This is a genomic window from Pseudomonas helleri (assembly GCF_009600315.1).
GTDB classification, from domain to species: domain Bacteria; phylum Pseudomonadota; class Gammaproteobacteria; order Pseudomonadales; family Pseudomonadaceae; genus Aquipseudomonas; species Aquipseudomonas helleri_A.
On record NZ_WIWC01000016.1, the window covers coordinates 1 to 22,096 of the forward strand.

General features: G+C 53.5%; 22 protein-coding genes and 1 pseudogene. 10 read left to right on the forward strand and 13 right to left on the reverse strand.

Annotation, left to right across the window (positions count from 1 at the left end):
• Positions 1–13 precede the first annotated feature (13 nt).
• Together GHN86_RS11690 and GHN86_RS11695 are read right to left on the reverse strand one after the other, a co-directional pair.
• Positions 14–688, reverse strand: a complete 675-nt coding sequence (locus tag GHN86_RS11690) for a winged helix-turn-helix domain-containing protein (RefSeq protein ID WP_153386636.1) — start codon at positions 686–688, stop codon at positions 14–16.
• Positions 689–829: 141 nt separating this feature from the next.
• Positions 830–2,245, reverse strand: coding sequence for a mannose-1-phosphate guanylyltransferase/mannose-6-phosphate isomerase (locus GHN86_RS11695; protein WP_153378840.1), 1,416 nt, complete (start codon positions 2,243–2,245; stop codon positions 830–832).
• A 246-nt stretch (positions 2,246–2,491) separates the two neighbouring features.
• Between GHN86_RS11695 and GHN86_RS11700 the strand changes: the two genes are divergently transcribed.
• The 3 genes from GHN86_RS11700 (at position 2,492) to GHN86_RS11710 (ending at position 4,710) form a co-directional block, all read left to right on the forward strand.
• Positions 2,492–2,920: a LexA family protein gene (locus GHN86_RS11700; protein WP_153378839.1), complete on the forward strand. Its 429-nt coding sequence runs from the start codon at positions 2,492–2,494 to the stop codon at positions 2,918–2,920.
• Positions 2,910–4,193, forward strand: coding sequence for a Y-family DNA polymerase (locus GHN86_RS11705; protein WP_153378838.1), 1,284 nt, complete (start codon positions 2,910–2,912; stop codon positions 4,191–4,193). Before GHN86_RS11700 ends, GHN86_RS11705 begins: the two co-directional genes overlap by 11 nt.
• Before the next feature lie 217 nt (positions 4,194–4,410).
• The gene (locus GHN86_RS11710) at positions 4,411–4,710 is read left to right on the forward strand and encodes a hypothetical protein (RefSeq protein ID WP_153378837.1); all 300 of its coding nucleotides are present in this window, start codon (positions 4,411–4,413) and stop codon (positions 4,708–4,710) included.
• A 344-nt stretch (positions 4,711–5,054) separates the two neighbouring features.
• Here the strand turns inward: GHN86_RS11710 and GHN86_RS23640 are convergent, their stop codons facing one another.
• The 4 genes and pseudogenes from GHN86_RS23640 to GHN86_RS11725 all read right to left on the reverse strand — a co-directional run bounded on the left by GHN86_RS23640 (position 5,055) and on the right by GHN86_RS11725 (position 7,686).
• On the reverse strand, positions 5,055–5,381 hold the full coding sequence (locus GHN86_RS23640) for a hypothetical protein (protein WP_153427664.1): 327 nt from the start codon (positions 5,379–5,381) through the stop codon (positions 5,055–5,057).
• Between the two features lie 492 nt (positions 5,382–5,873).
• The gene (locus GHN86_RS11715; RefSeq protein ID WP_153378836.1) at positions 5,874–6,566 is read right to left on the reverse strand and encodes a DUF421 domain-containing protein; all 693 of its coding nucleotides are present in this window, start codon (positions 6,564–6,566) and stop codon (positions 5,874–5,876) included.
• A 107-nt stretch (positions 6,567–6,673) separates the two neighbouring features.
• Positions 6,674–6,844 (reverse strand): annotated as a pseudogene (locus GHN86_RS23960) (short-chain dehydrogenase); the annotation flags it as partial.
• A gap of 113 nt (positions 6,845–6,957) precedes the next feature.
• A complete protein-coding gene (locus GHN86_RS11725; RefSeq protein ID WP_228384878.1) occupies positions 6,958–7,686 on the reverse strand; it encodes an OBAP family protein in 729 nt (242 codons plus the stop codon).
• Positions 7,687–8,196: 510 nt separating this feature from the next.
• Here GHN86_RS11725 and GHN86_RS11730 point away from each other — a divergent pair.
• Complete coding sequence (locus GHN86_RS11730; RefSeq protein ID WP_397462498.1) at positions 8,197–9,045, forward strand: ZIP family metal transporter; 849 nt, start codon at positions 8,197–8,199, stop codon at positions 9,043–9,045.
• A gap of 212 nt (positions 9,046–9,257) precedes the next feature.
• Here GHN86_RS11730 and GHN86_RS23650 read toward each other — a convergent pair whose 3' ends face one another.
• Complete coding sequence (locus GHN86_RS23650) at positions 9,258–9,461, reverse strand: hypothetical protein (RefSeq protein ID WP_153378894.1); 204 nt, start codon at positions 9,459–9,461, stop codon at positions 9,258–9,260.
• Positions 9,462–9,733: 272 nt separating this feature from the next.
• Positions 9,734–10,042 (reverse strand): hypothetical protein, encoded by a 309-nt coding sequence (locus GHN86_RS23655; RefSeq protein ID WP_228389614.1) that lies wholly within the window; start codon positions 10,040–10,042, stop codon positions 9,734–9,736.
• An 81-nt stretch (positions 10,043–10,123) separates the two neighbouring features.
• Here GHN86_RS23655 and GHN86_RS11745 point away from each other — a divergent pair, with 81 nt between their 5' ends.
• Positions 10,124–11,902 carry a putative bifunctional diguanylate cyclase/phosphodiesterase gene (locus GHN86_RS11745; RefSeq protein ID WP_153378834.1) on the forward strand — a complete coding sequence of 593 codons (1,779 nt, stop codon included), beginning with the start codon at positions 10,124–10,126 and terminating at the stop codon, positions 11,900–11,902.
• Between the two features lie 131 nt (positions 11,903–12,033).
• Here the strand turns inward: GHN86_RS11745 and GHN86_RS11750 are convergent, their stop codons facing one another.
• Positions 12,034–13,368 (reverse strand): amidohydrolase, encoded by a 1,335-nt coding sequence (locus GHN86_RS11750; RefSeq protein WP_153378833.1) that lies wholly within the window; start codon positions 13,366–13,368, stop codon positions 12,034–12,036.
• A 191-nt stretch (positions 13,369–13,559) separates the two neighbouring features.
• Here GHN86_RS11750 and GHN86_RS11755 point away from each other — a divergent pair, with 191 nt between their 5' ends.
• From GHN86_RS11755 to GHN86_RS11770, 4 genes are all read left to right on the forward strand, one after another.
• Positions 13,560–14,516 (forward strand): AraC family transcriptional regulator, encoded by a 957-nt coding sequence (locus tag GHN86_RS11755; protein ID WP_153378832.1) that lies wholly within the window; start codon positions 13,560–13,562, stop codon positions 14,514–14,516.
• A gap of 262 nt (positions 14,517–14,778) precedes the next feature.
• Positions 14,779–15,810: a DNA topoisomerase IB gene (locus tag GHN86_RS11760; RefSeq protein ID WP_153386638.1), complete on the forward strand. Its 1,032-nt coding sequence runs from the start codon at positions 14,779–14,781 to the stop codon at positions 15,808–15,810.
• 86 nt (positions 15,811–15,896) lie between these two features.
• Complete coding sequence (locus GHN86_RS11765) at positions 15,897–16,232, forward strand: RcnB family protein (protein ID WP_153378830.1); 336 nt, start codon at positions 15,897–15,899, stop codon at positions 16,230–16,232.
• Between the two features lie 437 nt (positions 16,233–16,669).
• The gene (locus GHN86_RS11770) at positions 16,670–17,602 is read left to right on the forward strand and encodes a trypsin-like serine peptidase (RefSeq protein ID WP_153378829.1); all 933 of its coding nucleotides are present in this window, start codon (positions 16,670–16,672) and stop codon (positions 17,600–17,602) included.
• A 90-nt stretch (positions 17,603–17,692) separates the two neighbouring features.
• On the opposite strand, the gene GHN86_RS11775 is transcribed toward GHN86_RS11770, so the two are convergent.
• From GHN86_RS11775 to GHN86_RS11790, 4 genes are all read right to left on the reverse strand, one after another.
• Entirely contained in the window at positions 17,693–18,460 is a 768-nt protein-coding gene (locus GHN86_RS11775) for an SDR family oxidoreductase (protein WP_153378828.1), read from the reverse strand.
• A gap of 24 nt (positions 18,461–18,484) precedes the next feature.
• Entirely contained in the window at positions 18,485–19,552 is a 1,068-nt protein-coding gene (locus GHN86_RS11780; protein WP_153386640.1) for a phosphotransferase family protein, read from the reverse strand.
• Between the two features lie 198 nt (positions 19,553–19,750).
• Entirely contained in the window at positions 19,751–20,065 is a 315-nt protein-coding gene (locus GHN86_RS11785) for an SCP2 sterol-binding domain-containing protein (protein WP_153378826.1), read from the reverse strand.
• Positions 20,066–20,119: 54 nt separating this feature from the next.
• Positions 20,120–20,818 carry a histidine phosphatase family protein gene (locus GHN86_RS11790; RefSeq protein ID WP_323369298.1) on the reverse strand — a complete coding sequence of 233 codons (699 nt, stop codon included), beginning with the start codon at positions 20,816–20,818 and terminating at the stop codon, positions 20,120–20,122.
• 207 nt (positions 20,819–21,025) lie between these two features.
• Here GHN86_RS11790 and sohB point away from each other — a divergent pair, with 207 nt between their 5' ends.
• On the forward strand, positions 21,026–22,045 hold the full coding sequence (sohB, locus tag GHN86_RS11795; protein ID WP_323369970.1) for a protease SohB: 1,020 nt from the start codon (positions 21,026–21,028) through the stop codon (positions 22,043–22,045).
• The last annotated feature ends 51 nt before the right edge of the window (positions 22,046–22,096 follow it).

Consider the following 22,096-nt stretch of genomic DNA (forward strand, 5'->3'; position numbering starts at 1 on the left):
CAGAAAGCCTTGGCTATGCAATATGATGCTCCTGCGTCAATTCAATAACCGTGTTGCACTCAGCTCCTGCAACCGCCTTGGTCCGCAGGCGACTTATGGCTTTCTCCAGGGCTCTTAGATCATGAAAAGCTATGGTGGAGGCCAGCGCTTTCAGAATGTGTTCATAACCCATCACATGGTGTGGCGCGCTCAGCAAGGTGTCGATAATCATCATTTCGGTGTGTGTGAGTTCGAGTGTGATTGTGGCGCTGCACAAGCGTAACTTTGTGCGGTCCAGCCTTAGCTGAAGAGGGGGGTGGTTCCAGCGAGATTCTTCAAGCGTGCGCACTAATAAGTTTGTTTTATCCTGTACATTACCCGGTAACTTTATGCAGTAATCAGCACCGGCAATATGATAGTCAACGCTTGATAACGCGCTGGGGCGCGTCACCAGTACAAAGATGCAGGCACCTTGATTGACGGTGCGCACCTGTTTAATTAGCCCAAGACTGTCGTGAATACCCGCTTCGATAAAAACGGCTTTGACACCGTTCAAATCATCGTCCGTCCCCGTGATTCTATTAAAAGCACCCAACGGCATAATGTCTGGGCTGATAGCTTCTTCAAGGTGATTAAGCAGTGCTTCGCTTTGCACGAAACTGATCACCGGGGGCGGGGATATGCCGGTTCGGTATATTGAAAAAAGCATAGATCTCACCTCACATACCGAGAGGCGGCCCTGTCTGGCATTTCCGCCTGCGCTGAATCAATGAATGGCGAGAATGTAATATCATATTTCATGGCTGGGCAGAAAGGTTGTTGTCTGCCGCACGGACCTTGTTTATGGCTGTTATAAGCGTCCGTATTTATCCTCAAATCGAACGATGTCATCTTCGCCCAAGTAAGAACCCGATTGAACTTCAATGAGTTCCAGTGGGGTCAGGCCCGGATTTTCCAGTGCGTGCACCTGTCCAATGGGTATATAGGTCGACTGGTTCTCACCAATAAGGTAGGTTTGCTCGCCATTGGTCACTCTGGCTGTACCGCTGACCACGATCCAGTGCTCGGCCCGGTGTCGGTGCATTTGCACGGACAGTTTGGCACCCGGTTTTACGGTGATGCGCTTGACCTGATAGTGATGCCCATTGGCCACGCACTCATACAGACCCCACGGGCGGTACACGGTGCGCTGGTTTATGTGCTCGGTGCGTGAGCTACTTTTGAGTTGCTCGACGATGTGCTTCACCTCTTGCACATTCTTCTTGTGGGCCACCAACACCGCATCAGGTGTTTCAACAATCACCAGGTCATCTAGACCCACTGCCGCGACCAGCCTGCTGTTTGCATGCACATAGGTGTTGCGCGACTGCTGATTCAGTACGTCACCCGTGAACACATTGCCTTGGTCGTCCTTGTCGCTGACCTCCCAGAGCGCCGTCCAGGAACCGATGTCGCTCCATCCGGCATTGAGCGGGACGACCACCGCGTTAGCGGTTTTTTCCATCACGGCATAATCAATCGAGTCATCCGGGCAGGCCATAAATGCGGATTCATCGACCCGTGTGAAGTGCATATCGCGCGTGCTCCCTGCCAGCGCTGCTCGACACGCGGCCAGAATGTCCGGGCGATAACGTTCGAGCTCTTGCAAGTAACGTTTGGCATGAAACATGAACAGACCGCTGTTCCACAAATAACCGCCGTGGGTCAAGTACTCGCGTGCTGTCTCCAGGTCGGGCTTTTCTACAAAGCGCTTTACGCTAAAACCTCCCGCACCCGTGGTTTCGCCTTGTTCGATATAGCCGTAGCCGGTTTCAGGATGGGTGGGAACAATCCCGAACGTCACCAGTTTGCCCGCGTGCGCCAAAGGCAAAGCGCTTTGAATGCTGGCCTCAAAGGCGGGCACATCTTTAATCAGGTGGTCCGCCGGCAGTACCAGCAAAATGGGGTCTGCATGCTCATTGCACGCTTGCAGGGCCGCCAGCGCAATGGCCGGCGCGGTATTGCGGCCCACCGGCTCCAGCAAAATATTGGCCTGCTCAAGCCCCATCTGGCGCAGTTGCTCGGCTGCAATAAAGCGGTGTTGCTCGTTGCAGATCAGTTGTGGCACTGCGGTGTTGAGCCCCCGTAATCGCTCAAGGGTGACTTGCAGCATCGACAGTTCTCCCGTCAAGGGCAGAAACTGCTTGGGGGTGAGTTGGCGTGAGAGGGGCCAGAGCCTGGAGCCTGAGCCTCCAGACAGAATGACAGGCAAAATTTGGGTCATCATTTAGAGCGTCCTGAGCCGGAAAAAATCCAAGGACTTTTCTTCCACGAATACGTTGGTCTGAATGAAGTCAACAGCACTTATCAGGCTGTCGAACAGTCAGCGGCGCTCAGTTGAACTCAAATCCATTTTTTTTTACAGGGCCTTGTACACAAAGGCCGCCTGTCAGAATACCTGTCAGAAGAATTGACCAGATGCGTCCTACAAAGTTAACTGTATATTCATACAGTTAACTGAAGGGCGCGTATCATGAGCTTCACTCTTTTGGGTCCTCTTGCAAGTGGGGGGATTCGCTTGCCGCTGTGTGGGTTCAAGATTCCTGCCGGATTTCCATCGCCCGCGGCGGATCATATGGAGAAGCAGATCTCGCTGGATGAAGTGCTTAACGTTCGCGCCCCGCATGTTTATCTGGTGACCATCGACGGTGACAGCATGCAGGGGGTGGGTATTTTTGCCGGTGATCTGGCGGTGGTTGATCGCTCAATCGAACCGGCACATGGTCATGTCGTCGTGGCGCTGCTCAATAATGATCCGCTGTGCAAGCGCCTGTGCCTGCGCGGCAAGAGCGTCATTTTATGCTCGGAGAACCCCAGATACCCCGACCGCCATGTGATGGAAGGGGACGACCTGTCGATTTGGGGGGTCATTACCTACAGCGTGCGCAGCCATGGACATTAAGACGACGCCAGTGTTTGCCCTGATCGACTGCAACAGTTTTTATGCCTCCTGTGAGCGAGTGTTCCGGCCTGATTTGCGCAAAACGCCAATAGTGGTGCTCAGCAACAACGACGGGTGTGTGATTGCCCGCAGCTACGACGCCAAGCCGTTTGTGAAGATGGGTGAGCCGTACTTCCAAATCAAACACAAACTCAAGCAGCATGGCATCGTGGCCTTCTCGTCGAACTATGCGCTGTACGGCGACATGAGCCTGCGCGTGATGAGCGTGATCGAGTCGCTTGTCCCTGCTGTTGAGGTATACAGCATTGATGAAGCCTTTGCGGATCTGGCCGGCGTGCCAGGTGACATCGAAGCGCTCGGGCGGCAAATCCGTGCCCAGGTGTATCGCAGCACTGGTATCCCGGTCGGTGTTGGTATCGCCGGCACGAAAACGCTCAGCAAACTCGCGAATCACTCGGCCAAGAAATGGCAAGCGCAGACCGGAGGTGTCGTTGATCTCCGTGACCAAACCAAGCGCGATTGGGTGCTGAAAAAATGCTCAGTTTCAGATGTTTGGGGAGTGGGGCGCAAGATGACGCTTCATCTGGAAGGTATGGGTATCAAGTCCGCTTGGGATCTCTCACAGGCTGATGCTTGGATGCTTCGAAAGAAATTTAGCGTGGTCATCGAGAAAACAGCTCGTGAGCTAGCCGGAACCCCATGCCTTGAACTCGACGAGCCTGATCCACCTAAACAGGAAATTTGCTGCAGCCGGATGTTCGGAAAGCGGTTGTCCCACATTGCGCCTATCAAAGAAGCTGTAGCCACCTACATGCAGCGTGCTACGGAGAAACTCCGGGCGCAGAAATCGCTGTGTAAGAAAGTCCGGGTGAGCATTCGCACCGGGATGTTTAATCCTGAGGAAGCGAAATATGCCAATGGCGTATTGGTTGAACTGCCTTATCCGACTGACGATGTGCGATTGATGACCAAGGCTGCTGTAGACGCGGTGGACAGGATCTTTCGACCAGGCTTCAAATACAGCAAAGCAGAGGTTCTCCTTGTAAATCTCTGCCAGAAGGGTGAATACACCGACGACCTTTTCTCTGGTTCTCAACCTGAAGCTACCGAGAAAGTCATGAGCGTGTTGAATGCAATTAACGGTAGGTGGGGCAGGGGGACACTACGTGTTGCCAGCGTGCCCTCGGATCCTGATTGGGGCATGCGCAGGGAAATGATGAGTCAGAGTTTCACTACGCGTGCTGACCAGCTTTGGACGGTGTATTGCAAATGAGGCAACGGAAACGAACGGGCAAAATACCGTCTGAAAGGAATCACCGCTGAGCTATTCGAGTCAGGGATCAAGCGTTCAAGTGAGCAGTTTATTGAACAGCCATTCACGATTGCGTACCCGATTTTCCGCCATTGACGCGGTTGAACCGCCGATGTTTGGAACGACTCGCTACGCCTGAAAGTCTACCTGTCTCTACTCATTGGTAAGGTACAGCGCAATGGATAAGACAATAACCGTCGATCAACTGGCTACAACCGACCTTAGATCAATTAACGAGATATGGCTTGGCGGAACTCATACCCAATTATGCCTATGGCGTGGCGAACAAGTCTTCACACACGAGATGATGAGCGAGGGTACCCACGATCAGAATGTCCGACGCTTGTGCTTACAGTTGGTTAACCCTGACGAACAAGCTGCAGTGGCCCGCGTTGAGAAAATGGTGCGCGAACGGCTGAAAAAGATAGGTAAGGAAGGCGAGTTTTATCCCGCAGAGGAGACGGATACTCATCAATAAAATAAGGCGCACCATTAAGAGGGAGTCAATCCAACACCTATTGTCGTTTTGAAGTAGAGGCTCATAAGGTGATCTTGGAACGGTTGCCTTTCAAAAGCGAACCAGCGTCGGCGGGCAATGGGAGGGGCCGACGTTGAGAGCTAATTCCAGAGCCCAGGTAGATGAACTTCACGCGGCTGGTTTAGCCTGCGCAAGCTCAGACGCGGGTATACCCGGCATTCGAGAGGTATATGCCACCGATTTATATGTCGGCTGCCGGGCACCCTCGTGATCCTATCGGGAACAAAGTCCCTGTTTTCTTTAAAGACTATGACAGGATAAATGGGCGCGCCAGCATAAGACCCTCATCTCGCTTTCGTAACCGCAAGGGATTCATGCCACTCAGAATAGGGCGTGTTTTCAACGTGACGCTGATTGAAGTCGGGGGAACCATCGACCCACCACACTGGGCCGCGCTCACCCAGCTGAACCTTGACCTTTTGTACATTGGCCCTCGCGCGCTTCAATTGGCCCGGATCACCTGACGCTTTAGCGGTCTTTACCTCACGACGTGCGGCCATCAGTTCGTTAACAAAGTTTTGCCGAACGTCTGCAGGTAGTGAAGGGTTACTGCACCGCCAGAGTTTGCCATTGACTACGAAATAGCGGCCATCGGGTGTAGTTGGATACATCAGTGCAGCTCCTGAGGCCTTGCTACGCGGTCGGACACGTCCTTCGCGTCAGTTTGGATGGGTGCAAAATGGCAGCGCAGGCCGAGCTGATAGGTATTTCCAGCGAACGCTAGGTTGAACGAGTGGGTGGTGTCGACGTGCAATTCGTAATATCCCCCACAACATGGAAAGTACTATGGACATCCACGCGGTGATGATGCTGAAAATTGTCATTGCAAGGCTCATAAGCTCTCCCGTTGCTTTGTCGACTTCTAATAGTGACCTTGCTCCCTTACGTGGAATTCAATTTATTAGTCTGGGCGTTCGTCAACAGATCCATCAGTTCATTAATGTGTCTTATGGACTGTGCTAAGGGCTTCGCCCGTCGATGGCACCTACAACATGATCATGGCATCCGAGTGCCAGTGGAATGACTGCCTGCGCGTAGTTATCACTGGCCGAAGCTATCGAGGGGGCGAGAATAGTGCTCAATATGCGGTTCTTGTCAGAATCTTACCTGACGCGTCGAGTGCTCAGCGCCGTTGACCAGAGGTTATGACCGCATCGTAAGCAGCGTGCTTCTTGTTCCTTATCGATAGATTGCACGAAACCGCACTTCACGCAGCAGTAGAGTGTTGATGCGGGCATTTTCAGAAATTCAGGTCGATGCTCTTCAGGGAGGACTGACAGTCCAGGGCAGAGGTCTTTCTCGTCAAAGAAATAAAGACTGATGTCCCCATCAGTTTCTACTAACCCTAATCTCACTTGTCCTAAATGTTCGACGCCTTGCTGTCTAAGCTCCATCAATAATTCGCTATTTGACATGTTGAGCGTTTCGAATGCCTTCATTTCGAACATTCCATTGCTAATGACGGTAACAGGCGAACCATCGATCCAGGCTTCAAATTTCTTGCTCTTGGTCATGGCCAGAACAATCAGGCGGTAAAGCAGCAAAAGAGTGAGGAAGACTACTGCAACCGGTAAAAGGGGCACGTCATGATAGAAAGATACATCTCCCGCAGCTGAACCCAGCGTCAGAATAACAACTAGCTCAAACAGTGATAGTTGCCTAATGCCTCGTCTGCCACTTGATTTTAGAAAAAGAAACACTGCTAAAAAAGCAAAAGTAGCCCGGAAGCCTACTTCAAGCAAATAAGACAGTGGGAATTCGTCTATCAACATTCGCTGTATATCAAAAGGGGACATATTTACCTCTGTTTTATTTTTGTGAACGGCCAGTATCGCCTTACAGTTTCCCTAAAACAGCTGCTTGGATAGCCAGTGTGGAGGGGATGTTCTTCCTGTGCATGAAAGAGTTCGTCGTATAGGAATTTCTGACCTTCAAGCCATCCGACCGCAGTCAGGAGTTCGGGGGCTAAAGAGTATTTTCCATCAAGAAAAAAACCTGGAAAATTACGAGTTCGCTGTGCGCTCTCGATTAAATATCGTTCCCCTGGTTTCATGCCGGTTGCTGACTCGATCATGATCACATCCTCCCTTCACTGGTTTGCAGTAGAGGAAGGGCTCTTACTGATCGTTCAATCGAAGTGAACGGGAGGTCGCCAATCTTCGCGATCACTGATTATGGGCAATGAAGTTAGTGCTGATGCGGTGTATGCGTCGGATCCGTTATCTGGAAAACCTTACCCTGACTCCACGCATCCGCTCCAGGTGCAACGACGGGCGTCGGTATGTCGGCGCGAGCTTTCTTCTTCTGCGCGCTATCTATACCGAATCGACGATCCCGATCTGCAATCATCTTTGGGTCGGCCTGCCCATCTGCCGTGAATCCCATCATTAGCTGAGGCACGCCAAGGGGCAGGTCTTTATTGAGGTCGGAATGCCAGGTATGCCATGTCTTGCCATAGGTATGAACGAGTTTTTCCATCAAAGCATGCTCGGCTACCTCTGGGATGCCAGGAGCCACGAGCTGACCTGACTTCACTTCGTGAACATGACTGTGCCAGAGTGCCTGCTCGGCTTTGGGCAGGCCAGCGAACAATTGTTCGCTAATAATGTACTCGACCCCCATCAACTTGGCGTCCTTACGATTGCCATCGTAGATCACGCACTGGATGACTTCCTCGTTGAGAATCGCGCAGTAGTGGTGGGCCTCCATCTGAGCATTCATGTGGCCGTTGTAAAAATGAAAGCCATCCAGGTAGGCACTCAACGCGTCTATCGGCGGACGTGATTGAAGGAGTGCAGCACCGGCCTCAAGTGATTGCGTGGCTGGGGATTTGGCATCGCCAGGCGTGATTACGTTAGAGGGCGAATTATTACCCGCACAGGCGGCGAGTAGTTGAGCTAACAACACCATGCTCATCGTTTTAACCCCGTAGGATATGCGTATTCCACTCATCGAAAGTCCCTTAAGTCGATATGATTTAATGCGTGCGTTGTCACTTCAATAGCTTTTTCAGCACGCCCTACAGTGGCAGCGATATGGATATCCGCGGAGCAAGGTAAGTTTATATCCGCGCGGAATTTCCGACGATAGGAGCTATTTCAATCATTTTTCGTGCGCTTTATACCGCCGGTCGCGACAGAAAAATCTTATTAAACTATTGTGCCGCGCAGTGTTTCAGATGATCGTGGATGTCGCATTGGGTGAGTTATCGAATGAGTATCGATGCCTGTCAGGCCTGAGGAGAATCGTCATGTTCGTAGATAACAAACGACTTCAATACATCGTTCGAGTTGCCCAATCTAATCCTGGGTCAGGTCGACGCCGTTCTCTACAACGGAGGAAGTAGTGCCTGAACCATCGACACCACCCGACACATCCTCACGAAACTGGCTGAAGCGTGCATCCCGTCAGGGATGGGCGGGAGCTGTGTTCTGGACTTCGACTTTAGCTCTAACGCTGCTGCTGCTGGTGAGCGGGTACAGCGCTATCGTCAAAGCCGATGCATCTAACCTGCGCTTTGCCCTGCTTGGCGGGCTCAGTGGGTTTGGAGCAACGGCCTTGGGCGCCCTGGCAGCGATAGCGCTTCGCGATATCAGCTCTCGCAAGCAAGACATCATGCTCGGCTTTGCGGCAGGAATGATGCTTGCCGCCAGCTCCTTTTCCTTGATTCTTCCGGGTATTGAAGCGGCACAGGCCATCACGGGTAGTCAGTTATGGGCTGCCTGCGTCGTAGTTTTGGGACTAGGGCTAGGAGTCGCGTTGATGGTAGGTCTTGACCGATTCGTTCCACATGAACATGCAGAAATCGGACGTAAGGGGCCAGAGACTGAGCGCTTCAACCGCGTTTGGTTATTTGTACTCGCGATCACATTGCACAATCTCCCAGAGGGCATGGCCATCGGCGTCAGCTTTGCCAATGGCGATCTACGCGTCGGCATGCCCCTGACTACAGCGATTGCAATCCAGGACATACCTGAGGGTTTGGCGGTAGCCTTGGCCTTACGAGTCACTGGCATCTCTGCAATTCGCGCCGTACTGATAGCGATAGGGTCAGGGCTAATGGAGCCATTGGGGGCTGTGGTGGGGCTTGGCATATCAAGCGGGTTTGCCCTAGGTTATCCAATCGCTTTAGGACTAGCAGCAGGAGCAATGATATTTGTCGTCTCACATGAGGTGATTCCGGAGACACATCGAAACGGTCACGAAACGCCAGCGACCTTGGGATTGATGATCGGCTTTGCTGTAATGATGTTTCTAGATACCGCTCTGGGCTAGGCGTCGCGAACGAAACTCACCCGCTCAAAATTTTGACCGGTAGGCGGGGTTATTCGGTAACCAGTGATGGGGTTCGAGCTTAAGTGTCTTCAGGTGACTTACCTGCTGGCGAGTGCCTTTCATCAAAGCATCACGCACGGGCAGTCACACTACTAACGCTCGTGGGTTCAGGAAAAATCGGCACGGTAGCCAGGCTTCCGGATAAGTGGCGACTACTGACTCTGAAAATTCTTTTTAAACCCACGCAGGTTCATCGAGCAAAGGCAGATCTGCAGAACGATCAACGCGTAAGCCTCAGCATGAGCACCCCAAATAACCCACAAGATATTGCTGAGAATGAAACAGCAAAACCCCACCATCCTTCTTGCGGGCCGCAGAGACCCGATCAGCCAGGCCGCGATCACTGTGACGACCATGGCAGGCCACTGAACCCAATCCAGATAACTCAAGGCAACCCTCTAAATCTCCCAGCGATAAAGAAGAGAGAGATTCAAGGAGGATTAATTCAGTTTTTTTGAAGGGTTTTGGCGTCTGGCTGTGGGCATCAGAACGGCAATGGATCTGGCGCGCGCGGACCCACTCGGCTGGACCCGTTATGGCGGGTTCGTGAGTGCCCCTCAGGGGACTGTAAAGTTAGGTAAACGTTTGCCTGCTGCGGCGTAGGCGTTGGTATAAGGGCGACGTTTTTTCAGTTGAAAGTGAGTACGCAGTAATGATGTTGAAGTCTTTGGTTAAAGCCCTGGTTGTAGCGATGGCGGTGTCGTCGTTGTCGGGCTGCTGGATGTTTATGCCGCCAGGTGGTCATGGCCACGGTGGTGGTGGTGGTGGTGGTGGTGGTGGTGGTGGACACTTCGGTGGTGGCGGTGGCGGTGGCGGTGGCGGTGGCGGTCAGCGCTAATAAGGAGTCTGTGGCGGGCTCTGCAAGGCAGATGAGTCGGTAATCCGGGATGCACCGTGCCAGCAATCCGCGCCGGCAAGAGCGGTAGCTCGCTTGCATGGTGCAATCCGTATAAGAGTGCTTTACTCAAACCGCCTGTTCCACCGTCCTATGCCAGTAGCCTTTATACGAGGGCTTTACATGTCCGCTACGCCCGCCACGCTGTTGATCGTTGATGACGATGTGAATGTTCGCCAAGTGCTCGAGGCTTCCTTGCAGAGCCAAGGTTACCTGACCTTAACAGCTCGCTCGGGCGAAGAAGCGCTGGTGACGGTCGCACAGCAAACGCCGGATTTGATCCTGCTCGATATCATGATGCCGGGCTTGAGCGGCTACGAAGTGGCCCGCCAGCTCAAAGGCAATTCATCCACCGCACCTATCCCGATCATCATGCTCTCGGGCCTGGGCGACCCCGGTGCCCGCATTCTGGGGCTTGAAGCAGGCGCCGAAGACTTCCTCAATAAACCAGTGGGCAGTGATGAGCTCTGGCTAAGGGTACGTAACCTGTTAAGGCTCAAAGCCTTTGGTGATTATCAGAGCGATCACACCTTGCTGCTGGGCGACCAGCGCGTCGATCAGGAAAGGACACGTTTGGCTCTGGAGTCCGAGCAGCAGCGGCTGCAAATGGCCCACTACGACACGTTGACCGGCCTGCCTAATCGGACCCTGTTTTACACCACCTTGCACATGGGGCTGACACAGGCGGAACTTCGAGGCTGGCATTTGGCTGTGGTCACGGTCAGTCTCAACGAATACAAGCCGGTCAGCGAGACATGGGGGCCACTCGAAGTCGATCAGATGCTGCTGGAGCTGAGCCATCGCCTGGTCAACTGCCTGAATGTCAGTGATACGCTGGGCCGTATGGACGGTGACGAATTCGCCATGATCCTGATAATCCGCGAAGGCCAGCCTGACGCGCAGCAGATGGTTGATCGAATCCGTGAGGCGCTGCGCCAACCCTTTGATGTGCATGGTCATGATGTGCCCATGACGGCCAGCCTCGGTATTGCCTTGTTCCCCAATGACGGCGCTGATGCCCATCATCTGGTCAAACAGGCCCATACCGCTCTGAGCCGGGCCAAGGAGGTGGGCAGGGACACGTACCGTTTCTACACCCCGCAAATGAACGTCGAGGCCTTGGCACGCCAAGAGTTGGAAAACATGCTGCGTGCTGCGGTATACAAACAAGCGTTCGAGTTGTTCTATCAGCCGAAGATTGGCCTGGCGGACGGCCAGATATGTGGCGTTGAGGCGCTGTTGCGTTGGAACCGGCCGGGGATGGCGCCGATTTCTCCGGCGCTGTTCGTGCCCGTTCTTGAAAGCCTGGGGCTTATTGCAAAAGTAGGCCGCTGGGTCATCGACACCGCCTGCCGCCAAATCGCTGATTGGCAGCGTTCAGGCCTGGGGCTGGTGCAAGTGGCTGTCAATGTCTCGGCACTGCAACTCGCGCAAGACGATCTGATCCAGGAGATTGAACGCTCGCTTAATGAACATCAGGTAGAGGGTCAATGGCTTGAGCTGGAGCTGACTGAAAGCTCATTGATGGTCAGTACGCCGCATACCATTGCCAGTTTGCTGGCGTTGAAAGACATCGGGGTCAAGATCTCGATTGATGACTTCGGCACGGGCTATTCGAGCCTCGCATATCTGAGCCGTTTTCCGATCGACAAACTGAAAATCGACATCGCATTTATCAAAATGGTGACCGAAAATCCTCAGGACGCTGCTATTGCCCGAACCATCATTGAGCTGGCGCACAGTCTTGATTTACAAGTGATTGCCGAAGGGGTTGAGACCCGTGAACAGCTGGAGTTTTTGACCGACAACCGCTGTGATCAAGTGCAAGGGTTTTTGTTCTGCCGTCCGTTGCCGGCCATAGAACTGGAAAGGCTGTTACGTGAGCCTCGCAGCTTTATCTAACGTAACGTGTAGTCGCTGCCGAGGAACGAAGGCTGCGATCGGCGTCAAAGCCGTCGTAAAACCTGAAACACCGAGTCGTTCCATGTGCGACCGCTTCGCGCTCGATCGCACCCTTCGGCAGCGGCTACAGGTCAGCGTGCGGTATTGCGTTGCGGGTAGTTGAGTACAAACTGCACATGAGCTTTCACCCCAGTTGCCAACGTTGCATCATCGGCGGTGAAGTAGGGGCTGTGATTGTTGGGCGCTTTGCTCATGTCTTGATCGGCGGGGGTGGCGCCGAGAAAGACGAACAGCCCCGGGACTTTTTGCGCGTAGTACGAGAAGTCTTCGCTGGGCGACAGCGACGCCGGCAGTTCTTTTACCTTACCCGGTGCAGCCAGCTCCAGTGCTTTGACCATCGAACGGGTCAGGTCAGGATCATTGGTGGTGACGGGCGCATGGTTGACCACTAGCACATTGGCTTCAGTCTCATAGGCCGTCGAAATCCCCTGCACCAGTGGCGGCATTTTCTTCAGCAAGGTATCGCGAATGGCCGGGCTGTTACTGCGAATGGTCCCGGTCATTTCCACCGTCTCGGGGATGATATTACTGGCCGCGCCACCGTTGATGGTACCGACACTGATCACGCCCATGCCCTGACTCAAATCGACACGACGACTGACCAGCGTTTGCAGACCGTTGACCACCGCTGCACTGGCTACTATCGGGTCCACGCCACTCCATGGTGCCGAACCGTGGGTCTGTCTGCCCTTGAGTGTGATGCGAAAGCCGTCACTGCTGTTGAGCACGGTCCCGGCCTTGTAATACAGATGCCCGGTGGGATAACCGGCCATTACGTGCACGCCGAAAATAGCTTCCACCTTGGGTGAGTCCAGAGCGCCGTCGCGGATCATGGCCTGTGCGCCGATCAGGGTGTCAGTCTGGAAATCGTCAACATCTGCCGCGCCTTCTTCAGCAGGTTGAAACAGAAATACCACGGTTCCCGCCACTTGATCGCGATGTTGGGCCAGTACCTTGGCTGCGCCCAGCAACATGGCCGTATGCGTGTCATGACCACAGGCGTGCATCACCGGCACGGTTTTACCCAGACGTACACCGGTGGCTGTGCTGGCGTAGGGCAGGCCGGTCATTTCCTTGACTGGAAGCGCATCCATATCGGCCCGCAGGGCCATCACCGGGCCGGGCAGGCCGCCTTTAAGCACGCCAACAACGCCGGTTTTGCCCACTTGAGTGCGCACATCAATACCCAGGGCCTTGAGATGATCGGCGACCAATGCAGCTGTTTTGACCTCTGTATTGCCCAACTCCGGGTTCTGATGAAGGGTGTGGCGTACATCGATGACTTCTTGATTGACCTGGGCAACCGCCGGGTCGACCCAGCTCACGTCTGCCGCATGGGCGATGTTGGCGGTCAGAGCTGCGAGGAGGGCAATAGACAGGGGCGTGGCACGAAAGCGGTTGGACATGATCGGCTCTTATGATTGTTTTGGACGTGGCAGGGTAAGTCGACCCGCTGCGGCGACAAAGGGTGGGCAGGATAATAGTGTGCGGTTATCGGGCACTGGATGCGTGGCTAATTGATATGGCCCTGGCGACATGGGTACTCTTGCGGACGTGACAACCACAATAATTAAAATATCGATTGAGTGCCTTGCCGATGGATAGCCGCCTGCTGAGTGAACGCAGTAGCGTGTTCCGACACGCAGATCCCCATGCCGTGTCCGACTATGTGAACCAGCATGTCGGGCAACATTGTATTGGCCTGAGTCGCACGACCCGTCCGCAGGCCAGCCTAAATCACCGTAAATTTGCCGAGCTGGACTTGTGCCGTATCAGTTATGGCGGCAGCGTGCGCGTGACCTCGCCTGCGCTTGAGAGCATCTTTCATTTGCAAGTGCTGCTTAACGGTAATTGCCTATGGCGCGGGCCCAAGCGCGAGCACCATTTGCTGCCAGGAGAGCTGCTGGTCATTAACCCGGACGATCCGGTTGACCTGACGTACTCGCAGGACTGTGAAAAATTCATCCTCAAACTGCCGGTCAAACTGCTCGAAGAAGTCTGCGACGAACAGCGTTGGCGGCGGCCGGCGGGCGGAGTGCGCTTTATGCGCAACCACTATCGACTGGACGAACTGGAAGGGTTTCTCGGTTTGTTGGGCATGGTGTGTCAGGAGTCGGAGGCCAGCGACCCGGTGCTCAAAGTGCAGGAGCATTACACGCAGATTATCGGCAGTAAATTACTGACCCTGATGCAGACCAATATCAGTCGAGAGAACCTTGCCTCGGCGAGCGTGAGCCTGGAACGCATCCTCGATTACATCGAGCGCAACCTTAAGCACGAACTCAGTGCGCAAGACCTGGCGGTGCAAGCGCGCATGAGTCAGCGCTCGCTGTATACGCTGTTCGAGCGCCAGCTTGGCGTAACGCCGCTGCATTACATCCGTCAACGCAAGCTGGAACGCATTCACGCCTGCCTGAGCGATGCCAGTTGTACGGTTCGCAGCCTGACCGAACTGGCGCTTGATTATGGTTTTTTACACTTGGGACGTTTCTCTGAAAGTTATCGTCTGCAGTTTGGCGAGTTGCCCTCCAGTACGCTTAAACGACGGCATTGAATGGGTTTGCGAAACGTGCGACGCCGCTCGCAGCCTTCTTCAGCAGTGTGTATCTCGCCGACTCCACTTCAGGGGCGATAGCTCTACAAAATGGCGCTGATCTTTGCGCTCGACAGCGCTGAGCCCTAACGCTTAGGCCAGTGCGCGAGCGGTTACGGCGAGATGAACATTGCGCCACGACTGTGGTGCCACGGGGCACCTCTGGTGCGCGGCGCGGTCAATGCTGTTATGGGCGCATGATTGCCCTTTAAGGAGGCTCGCCATGAGCGATGTGCTGCCCGCCGATCTGCACTATGTCGATGACACGCAACCCGGCATTACTCGCAAAAAACTTCGCAAGGGTTTCAGTTACTTTGAGCCTTCGGGAAAGCGCATCACCGATACGGATCAGATCAAGCGTATTAACGCGCTTGCCGTACCGCCGGCCTATGTCGATGTGTGGATTTGCCCGGATCCCCGTGGCCATTTGCAGGCCACTGGACGTGATGCCAAGGGCCGCAAGCAATACCGCTATCACGCCCGATGGCGTGAAGTACGTGACGCAACCAAATACTCGCGTTTGAGAGATTTCGGCTTGGCATTGCCTAAACTGCGCAAACACCTGGACGCACTATTGGCCGCGCCGGGCATGAGCCGCGACAAAGTGATGGCCACAGTCATCACCTTGCTGGATGCCACATTGATCCGCGTAGGGAACAGTCAATACGCCCGCGATAACCGCTCCTATGGCCTGACCACGCTGCGCAGTCGTCATGTTGCGGTCACGGGTACGACCATCAAATTTCAGTTCCGTGGCAAAAGCGGTGTAGAGCACTGTATTTCGGTCAAGGATCGCCGGATGGCACGAATCATCAAACGTTGCCTGGAAATACCCGGGCAGAGCCTTTTTCAGTACCTGGATGAAGACGGGGTGCGCCACTCAATCAGTTCTTCTGATGTGAATGCCTACCTGCATGAGTTGACGGGTGCTGACTTCACGGCCAAGGATTACCGCACCTGGGCGGGCAGTGCGCTGGCCTTGTCAGTGCTGCGTGAATTGCAATGGCAACCCGAATCTGATGCCAAGCGGCATGTGGTCGATATGGTTAAAAACGTCGCTAAACAGTTGGGCAATACGCCGGCAGTTTGCCGCAAGTGCTATATCCACCCGGCTGTGTTGGACGGTTTTGCCTCGGGGCATTTGGCAAAGCTGCCAAGGCCGCGTGTACGCAAAGGATTAAAGGCCGAGGAAGTGGCGCTGGCCATGTTTCTTGAGCAAATGATTGCTGCCTCCCCAGCTTCTGATTCGCCCTAAAAATGGAACGTTTCGGCTACCAAAATTGTCCACTGTGTCTGTAGTACATCGCCGGCCACTTGGCCGGTAACCATGACGAGGTGATTATGCGCAATGTTATTTCTGCATCAATAATGGCGTGTTTGATGTGCGCCGTACCCTTTGCCGCTCAAGCCGAGAATGAAACCCCTAGCGACTGCAAGGCCGATCAGATACTGGTGAAGTCCATGGACAAGTTCAGTTGCTACGGGATCGGCGACAAGGCACCGGATCAATTTATTCGTGACAAGGCGGCGATAAACAACTGGAAAGAGTTAGGACTGACCGAGCCTGTTAAAGACGAGCAATGGGTGCAAATAGACAACCATTATGTATTGCTCAACGGGGTCAATAACGTGATCAAGGAAATCCGCACCAAGGGTGGAAAAGTAGTTAGCCAATAAACCAGGCACAGCGGATCGGCCTGCAACGATCCGCTTTGCACATGCCAATGAGATCATCGCCGTAAAACGTGTTGCGAGCTGTCGAAGCACGTCACAATGCGGCGGTTCTCCTTCTGCCAATTGAACATACGATCATCGGTGGCCTCCAGGCATTAATAGCGGCGGATTTTAACCGGGTCAATGTTTAAAGGGATTTAATATAAAGCCTAAGTTGGCGAAGTACTTATTTTAAAGCAATACTTATTTCCAGAGCGCGGCATTTTAAGCGAGACGCCCCAAGAATATCTCACGTACGTTAAGTTTAAGATTCTGCGTCCGTGTTTATCATAGGTAAAAGTTTCTCGACGTTCTGCGTCAACGCACACCTTAAGAACCCATTTTTTATCGGAATCGATCGTTATTTTGCGCTGATATATCTCATGAAAGGAGATTAAATAATGGGCCTTTTATCTCGTGAAATTATGAGAACAACTGCAGCATTAGCGTTGACGACTATTGTCACGCCACTGCTCGCAGTGGAGGGTGTGCCCCACGCAACAGGGAGCCCTGTTCAGGACAGAGCCACGGTTCTTGGGTATTGGACGGATGACTTGATGAAACAAGCCGAAATAGCGGATGGGATGGAGCAGTCCCCCGGAGAGGTTATTACTGAGAATGGTGATCTTCTTGGGTATGCGCCTGTGCCTATGCCCTATGTCAACAGTAAAATGGCGAGAGTCAACGGGGTTTTGTTTATCCGCCAACCCGATGGAAGTCATGGACACTGTTCTGCCTCCGTCATAAATTCGGACAGCAAGAGTCTAATTGTCACCGCCGCGCACTGTGTGATGGGCACTGAAAATAAATGGAAAGAGCTAATGATGTTTGTTCCTGCCTACAATGGCAGCGCAAAAGAAGGTGAGCGGACACCTCTGGGGCGATGGCCCGTAAAGCAAGCATTTGTGCCCTCATCTGTTCCAGAAGGACAAACGATTGATAACGATATTGCCGTGGCCCGTCTCTATTTATTGTTACCTGCACAGCCCATTGGCCCTGAAGAATCCGTAGAACAAAAGGTGGGTGGGGGATTAAAACCCAAAGTAAATGAAAGCGGGTTGTTTGGTGTAACCAGGATTGTTGGTTATCCGGGAATTGATAGATATTCTGGAATGCAACAACTGTGTGACAGTTTTACTTCCGTCGTTGAGGGTACTACAGGACTAGGAGCTAAAAACTGCTGCGCTTTTAGTGGGAATAGTGGCGGCCCTATTGTTTTATCTTCATCGCAAGAGCTTGAGGTTGTTGCTGTGGTTCACAACAATGTTTCTCATGCGCGGTTGAGAGCGTCGACTTTTAATCCGGTTTACCAAGCTGCCGATGCGGGCCATTAACATGGTTAATGAGGGGGCCGGGCAACGCGGCTGTACCTGACCGTGACCATGATCAGGGAGTTATCACAGTAAGCTTTTACGATATAGGTGTTATGACAAAAAGCCGCCATCCACATTCAACGAAACACCCGTGGTGTAAGTGGACGCGTCACTGGCCAGGTACAGCACTGCCCCGGCCATTTCACTGGGGGCGGCCACGCGTTTAAGCGGGATATGTTGCAGGGCCGTCTGCAAGATGGCGTCATTGCTGACCAGCGCCGAGGCAAACTTGGTGTCAGTCAGGCCCGGCAGTAAGGCGTTGCAGCGAATGCCGAACGCCGCGCACTCTTTGGCGAACACTTTGGTCATGTTGATCACGGCCGCTTTGGTCATCGAATAAACACCCTGATACTCACCCGGTGACACACCGTTGATCGACGCAACGTTGATCATACTGCCGCCGCCGTGGGTGCGCATCAGCTTGCCGGCCTCCACCGACATAAAGAAATAACCGCGAATGTTCACATCAACTGTTTTCTGGAATGCATTCAGGTCAGTGTCCAGGACATGGCAGAACTGGGGATTGGTGGCGGCGTTGTTGACCAGTATGTCGAGTCGTCCAAACTCCTCGCGAATACGGGCAAAGGTTCGGGTGATGTGCTCCATCTCGCCAATGTTGCAGGCAATGGCACTGGCTTTGCCGCCTTCGGCGATGATTGCATCGGCGACAGGCTGACATCCTTCGAGTTTGCGGCTGGAGACAATCACGTGGGCGCCTTGCTGGGCCAGCAGTTTGGCGATGGCTTCACCGATGCCGCGACTGGCACCCGAAACAAATGCAATTTTGCCATCAAGGTCGAAAAGTTGAGTTCTGAGCATGCTGATTCCTTACTGATGGCGCGGTTATAGGCTGGACTGGGCAATGACCTTGAGACTCATGTGCTCCAGCAGTTCATTCATTTTGACGAACGCAGCAAAGCGTTTGTCTTGGGTTTGGCCGTGGTAGTAGCGGTAGTAAATTTGCTGAACGATACCGGCCAGCCGGAACAGTCCGTAGGTGTAGTAAAAATCATAGTTGTCGATCCGAATGCCAGAGCGGTCGGCGTAGTAATCGACAAATTCGCGGCGTGTCAACATGCCCGGTGCATGACTGGGTTGGCGCCGCATGTGTTGTATCGGTGCAGGATCGTCAGCTTCGATCCAGTAGGCGAGGCTGTTCCCCAGGTCCATCAGTGGATCGCCCAGCGTGGTCAATTCCCAATCCAGCACGCCGATGATCTTTATGGGATCGTCAGGATCAAGTATCACGTTATCAAAGCGGTAGTCGTTATGGACAAGGCTGGGAGTAGGGTAATCGGCGGGCATATTGGCCTTTAGCCAGTCCGTGACCTGCTGCCAGTGAGGTGCATCCGGGGTGAGGGCTTTATCGTATCGCTCGCACCAGCCGCTAATCTGTCTTTGGACATAGCCCTGCGGTTTACCTAAATCACCCAAGCCGCAGGCGTTGTAGTCGACCTTGTGCAACTCGACCAGCGTGTCGATAAAGCTATGGCAGAGCGCTCGCGTGCCTTCAACAGTGAGGTTTAGTTCAGGTGGCAAATCTGAGCGCAGAATGATCCCCTTGACGCGCTCCATGACATAGAACTCGCTGCCGATGACCGATTCGTCCGTACAGTGGGCATAGACGCTTGGGCAATACGTAAAGGCGTCCTTGAGCTGGTTGATGATGCGGTATTCGCGCCCCATGTCGTGAGCCGACTTGGCTTTGCGCCCAAAGGGCGGACGACGCAGCACCAGCTCTACACCGGGGTATTCGATCAGATAGGTCAGGTTGGATGCACCATCTGAGAACTGGCTGATCACGGGATTGCCGGACAGGCCTGATACCTTCGCTTTGAGATAGCCATCGACTGCGCCGGCATCGAGCTCTTCTCCGGTGCGAATACGGGTGGATGAGTCAGTGAGCGCCATGGTTATCTCTTCTACTTATAGTGTGGGCGGGTCAACATTGGCTAATTTAAGGGGCACTCGTGGCGGCTACAAGCCAGTGCAACCTTTTATAGGTGCGGTAATTAGCGGGCAATCAGCGTGCTTGATAACCCTTGAGTAAAATTCAGAGCAAAAAAAACCGAAGCTGCGTGGGCTTCGGTTTTCTGTGATGCGTGTGGCTTAAGCCGGGAACAGTTCGCTCAGCTTCATGGCCAGCATCATGTCGCCTTCAGCGCGCAGTTTGCCGCCCATGAAGGCTTGCATGCCGTCGGTCTCGCCGCTGACGATGCCATCAAGGGTTTCACCGTCCATAACCAGCGTCACCTGAGCGTCCGGGTTCTCGCCTTCTTTCAGCTCGCAGGTGTTGTCTTTAACGATCAGCGAAAAATGTTTGTCTTCATCAATGCGAAAACCGAAAACCAGATCCAGGCCATCAGCAGCGGCTGGGTTGAATTTGGCTTTCATTGCTTGAACGGCATCAGCTACAGAAGTCATGGTTCGATCCTTTTAGGGTGAGTACAGCGACCGGAAGGTCGCGGTGGCCGTTACTCATCGGTAGGTAATGAGTGACGGCGTCTTTAACAGTTGCAAATGCGCATGACTGTTAAAGGAAGCCAGCGTGACCTCGCGGCCACTGAATTTAAGTCGGCTCAGCGAGGTGTTCGCGATGTGCCAGGTCAGCTTGAAAGCGTCATTGGCAGGAATATGGGTCAATAGATGCAGCAGCGCAGTCAGGGTGCCGCCGGACGTAAACACAACGATATTTTGTTGTTCATTACTTGAATCCAGCAGTCGATCAAGCCCGCCTCGAACGCGTGCAACGAAGTCTAGCCAGCTTTCCAGTTCTGGCGTGTCATAAGCCCCTGTAATCCAGCGCTTGATAATCAGGTCGAAGAAATGCTGAAACGCGACGGGATGGGCGCTCGGGTTATTGAACACCGCGAGCGCCTCAGGCTGTTCTGGCAACAGGGCTGGAACCAGCGCTTTGACCACGGCAAATGCATCGAATTCATTAAAGGCGGTGTCAATCTCCAGCGCGGGAGCGCTATCGAACTGGGCCATCGCATGCTGCGCGGTGTGCTGCTGGCGTAGCAAGTCGCCTGAAAGGCAGCGATCAAATTCCAGTCCCATATCCACCAGATGTTGACCCACAATGCTGGCCTGTTGCACACCCAGAGGCGACAGGACGTCATAGTCGTCTGCACCGAATGAGGCTTGGCCATGTCTGATCAGATAGATGCTGCCCACGTCCGCTTTATCCCGGCACGCTGAAAGTCTGGCGAGGTTAGGAGGATGGCAAGAACCTGTCAATAAAAAAACATACGCTCGTTTGAATCGTTCGTTGGGTGTGCTGAGCATTGTGTTTCGCGGCTGGCAGGTGGGAGGTCGCGTCGGTATGCTGGGCGTCATTTCCCGGCCCGAACTCAGGGCCACTCGGACATTTAAGGAGAGGCTGTGGAATTTCTTGCCGATTACGCCAGTTTTTTGGCTAAAACCGTAACGCTGGTCATTGCCATTGTGGTGGTGTTGGTCGCTGTCGCCGCAATGCGGGGTAAAGGTCGGCGCACGACCGGGCAGTTACAGATCATTAAAATGAATGAGTTTTATAAGGGATTGCGCGACAAGCTCGAACAATCCTTGTTGTCCAAAGATCAGCTCAAGTCAATGCGCAAGCAGCAGGCTAAAACCGACAAGAAGCTGAAAAAACACCCGGAGCAAAAGCCGCGGGTATTTGTGTTGGACTTCGACGGCGATATTAAAGCGTCTGCCACCGAAAGCCTGCGTCACGAAATCACGGCTTTGCTGACGCTGGCGACACCTGCTGATGAAGTGGTGCTACGCCTTGAAAGTGGTGGTGGCATGGTTCACAGCTATGGTTTGGCCTCCTCGCAACTGGCGCGCATTCGTCAGGCAGGCATCCCTCTGACTATTTGCATCGACAAAGTCGCTGCGAGTGGGGGCTACATGATGGCGTGCATTGGGCAGAAGATTATCAGTGCGCCTTTTGCGATATTGGGGTCCATTGGCGTGGTGGCGCAGTTGCCTAACGTTCACCGCCTGCTTAAAAAGCACGATATCGATTACGAAGTACTGACCGCCGGTGAATATAAGCGGACGTTGACGGTGTTTGGCGAAAACACAGAAAAAGGCCGTGAAAAATTCCAACAGGATTTGGACATTACCCATCAATTGTTCAAGAACTTTGTCGCTAAATACCGCCCACAATTGGCGATTGATGAAGTGGCCACTGGTGAAGTTTGGCTTGGGGTTGCTGCCATTGAGAAAGACTTGGTCGACGAACTTAAAACCAGTGATGAGTACCTTGTGGAGCGTGCGCAAACGGCCACTCTGTATCACGTGCACTATGCCCAGCGCAAAAGCTTGCAGGAGCGAGTAGGGCTGGCTGCTAGCCAGTCGGCAGAGCAAGTTGTTGACTCTGTATGGCGTCGCTTGACGCAATCGCGATTCCATTAAAGTGATCGGCATTGTTACAGCCTGAGAGGTGTAATAATGCCGGTTAATCCG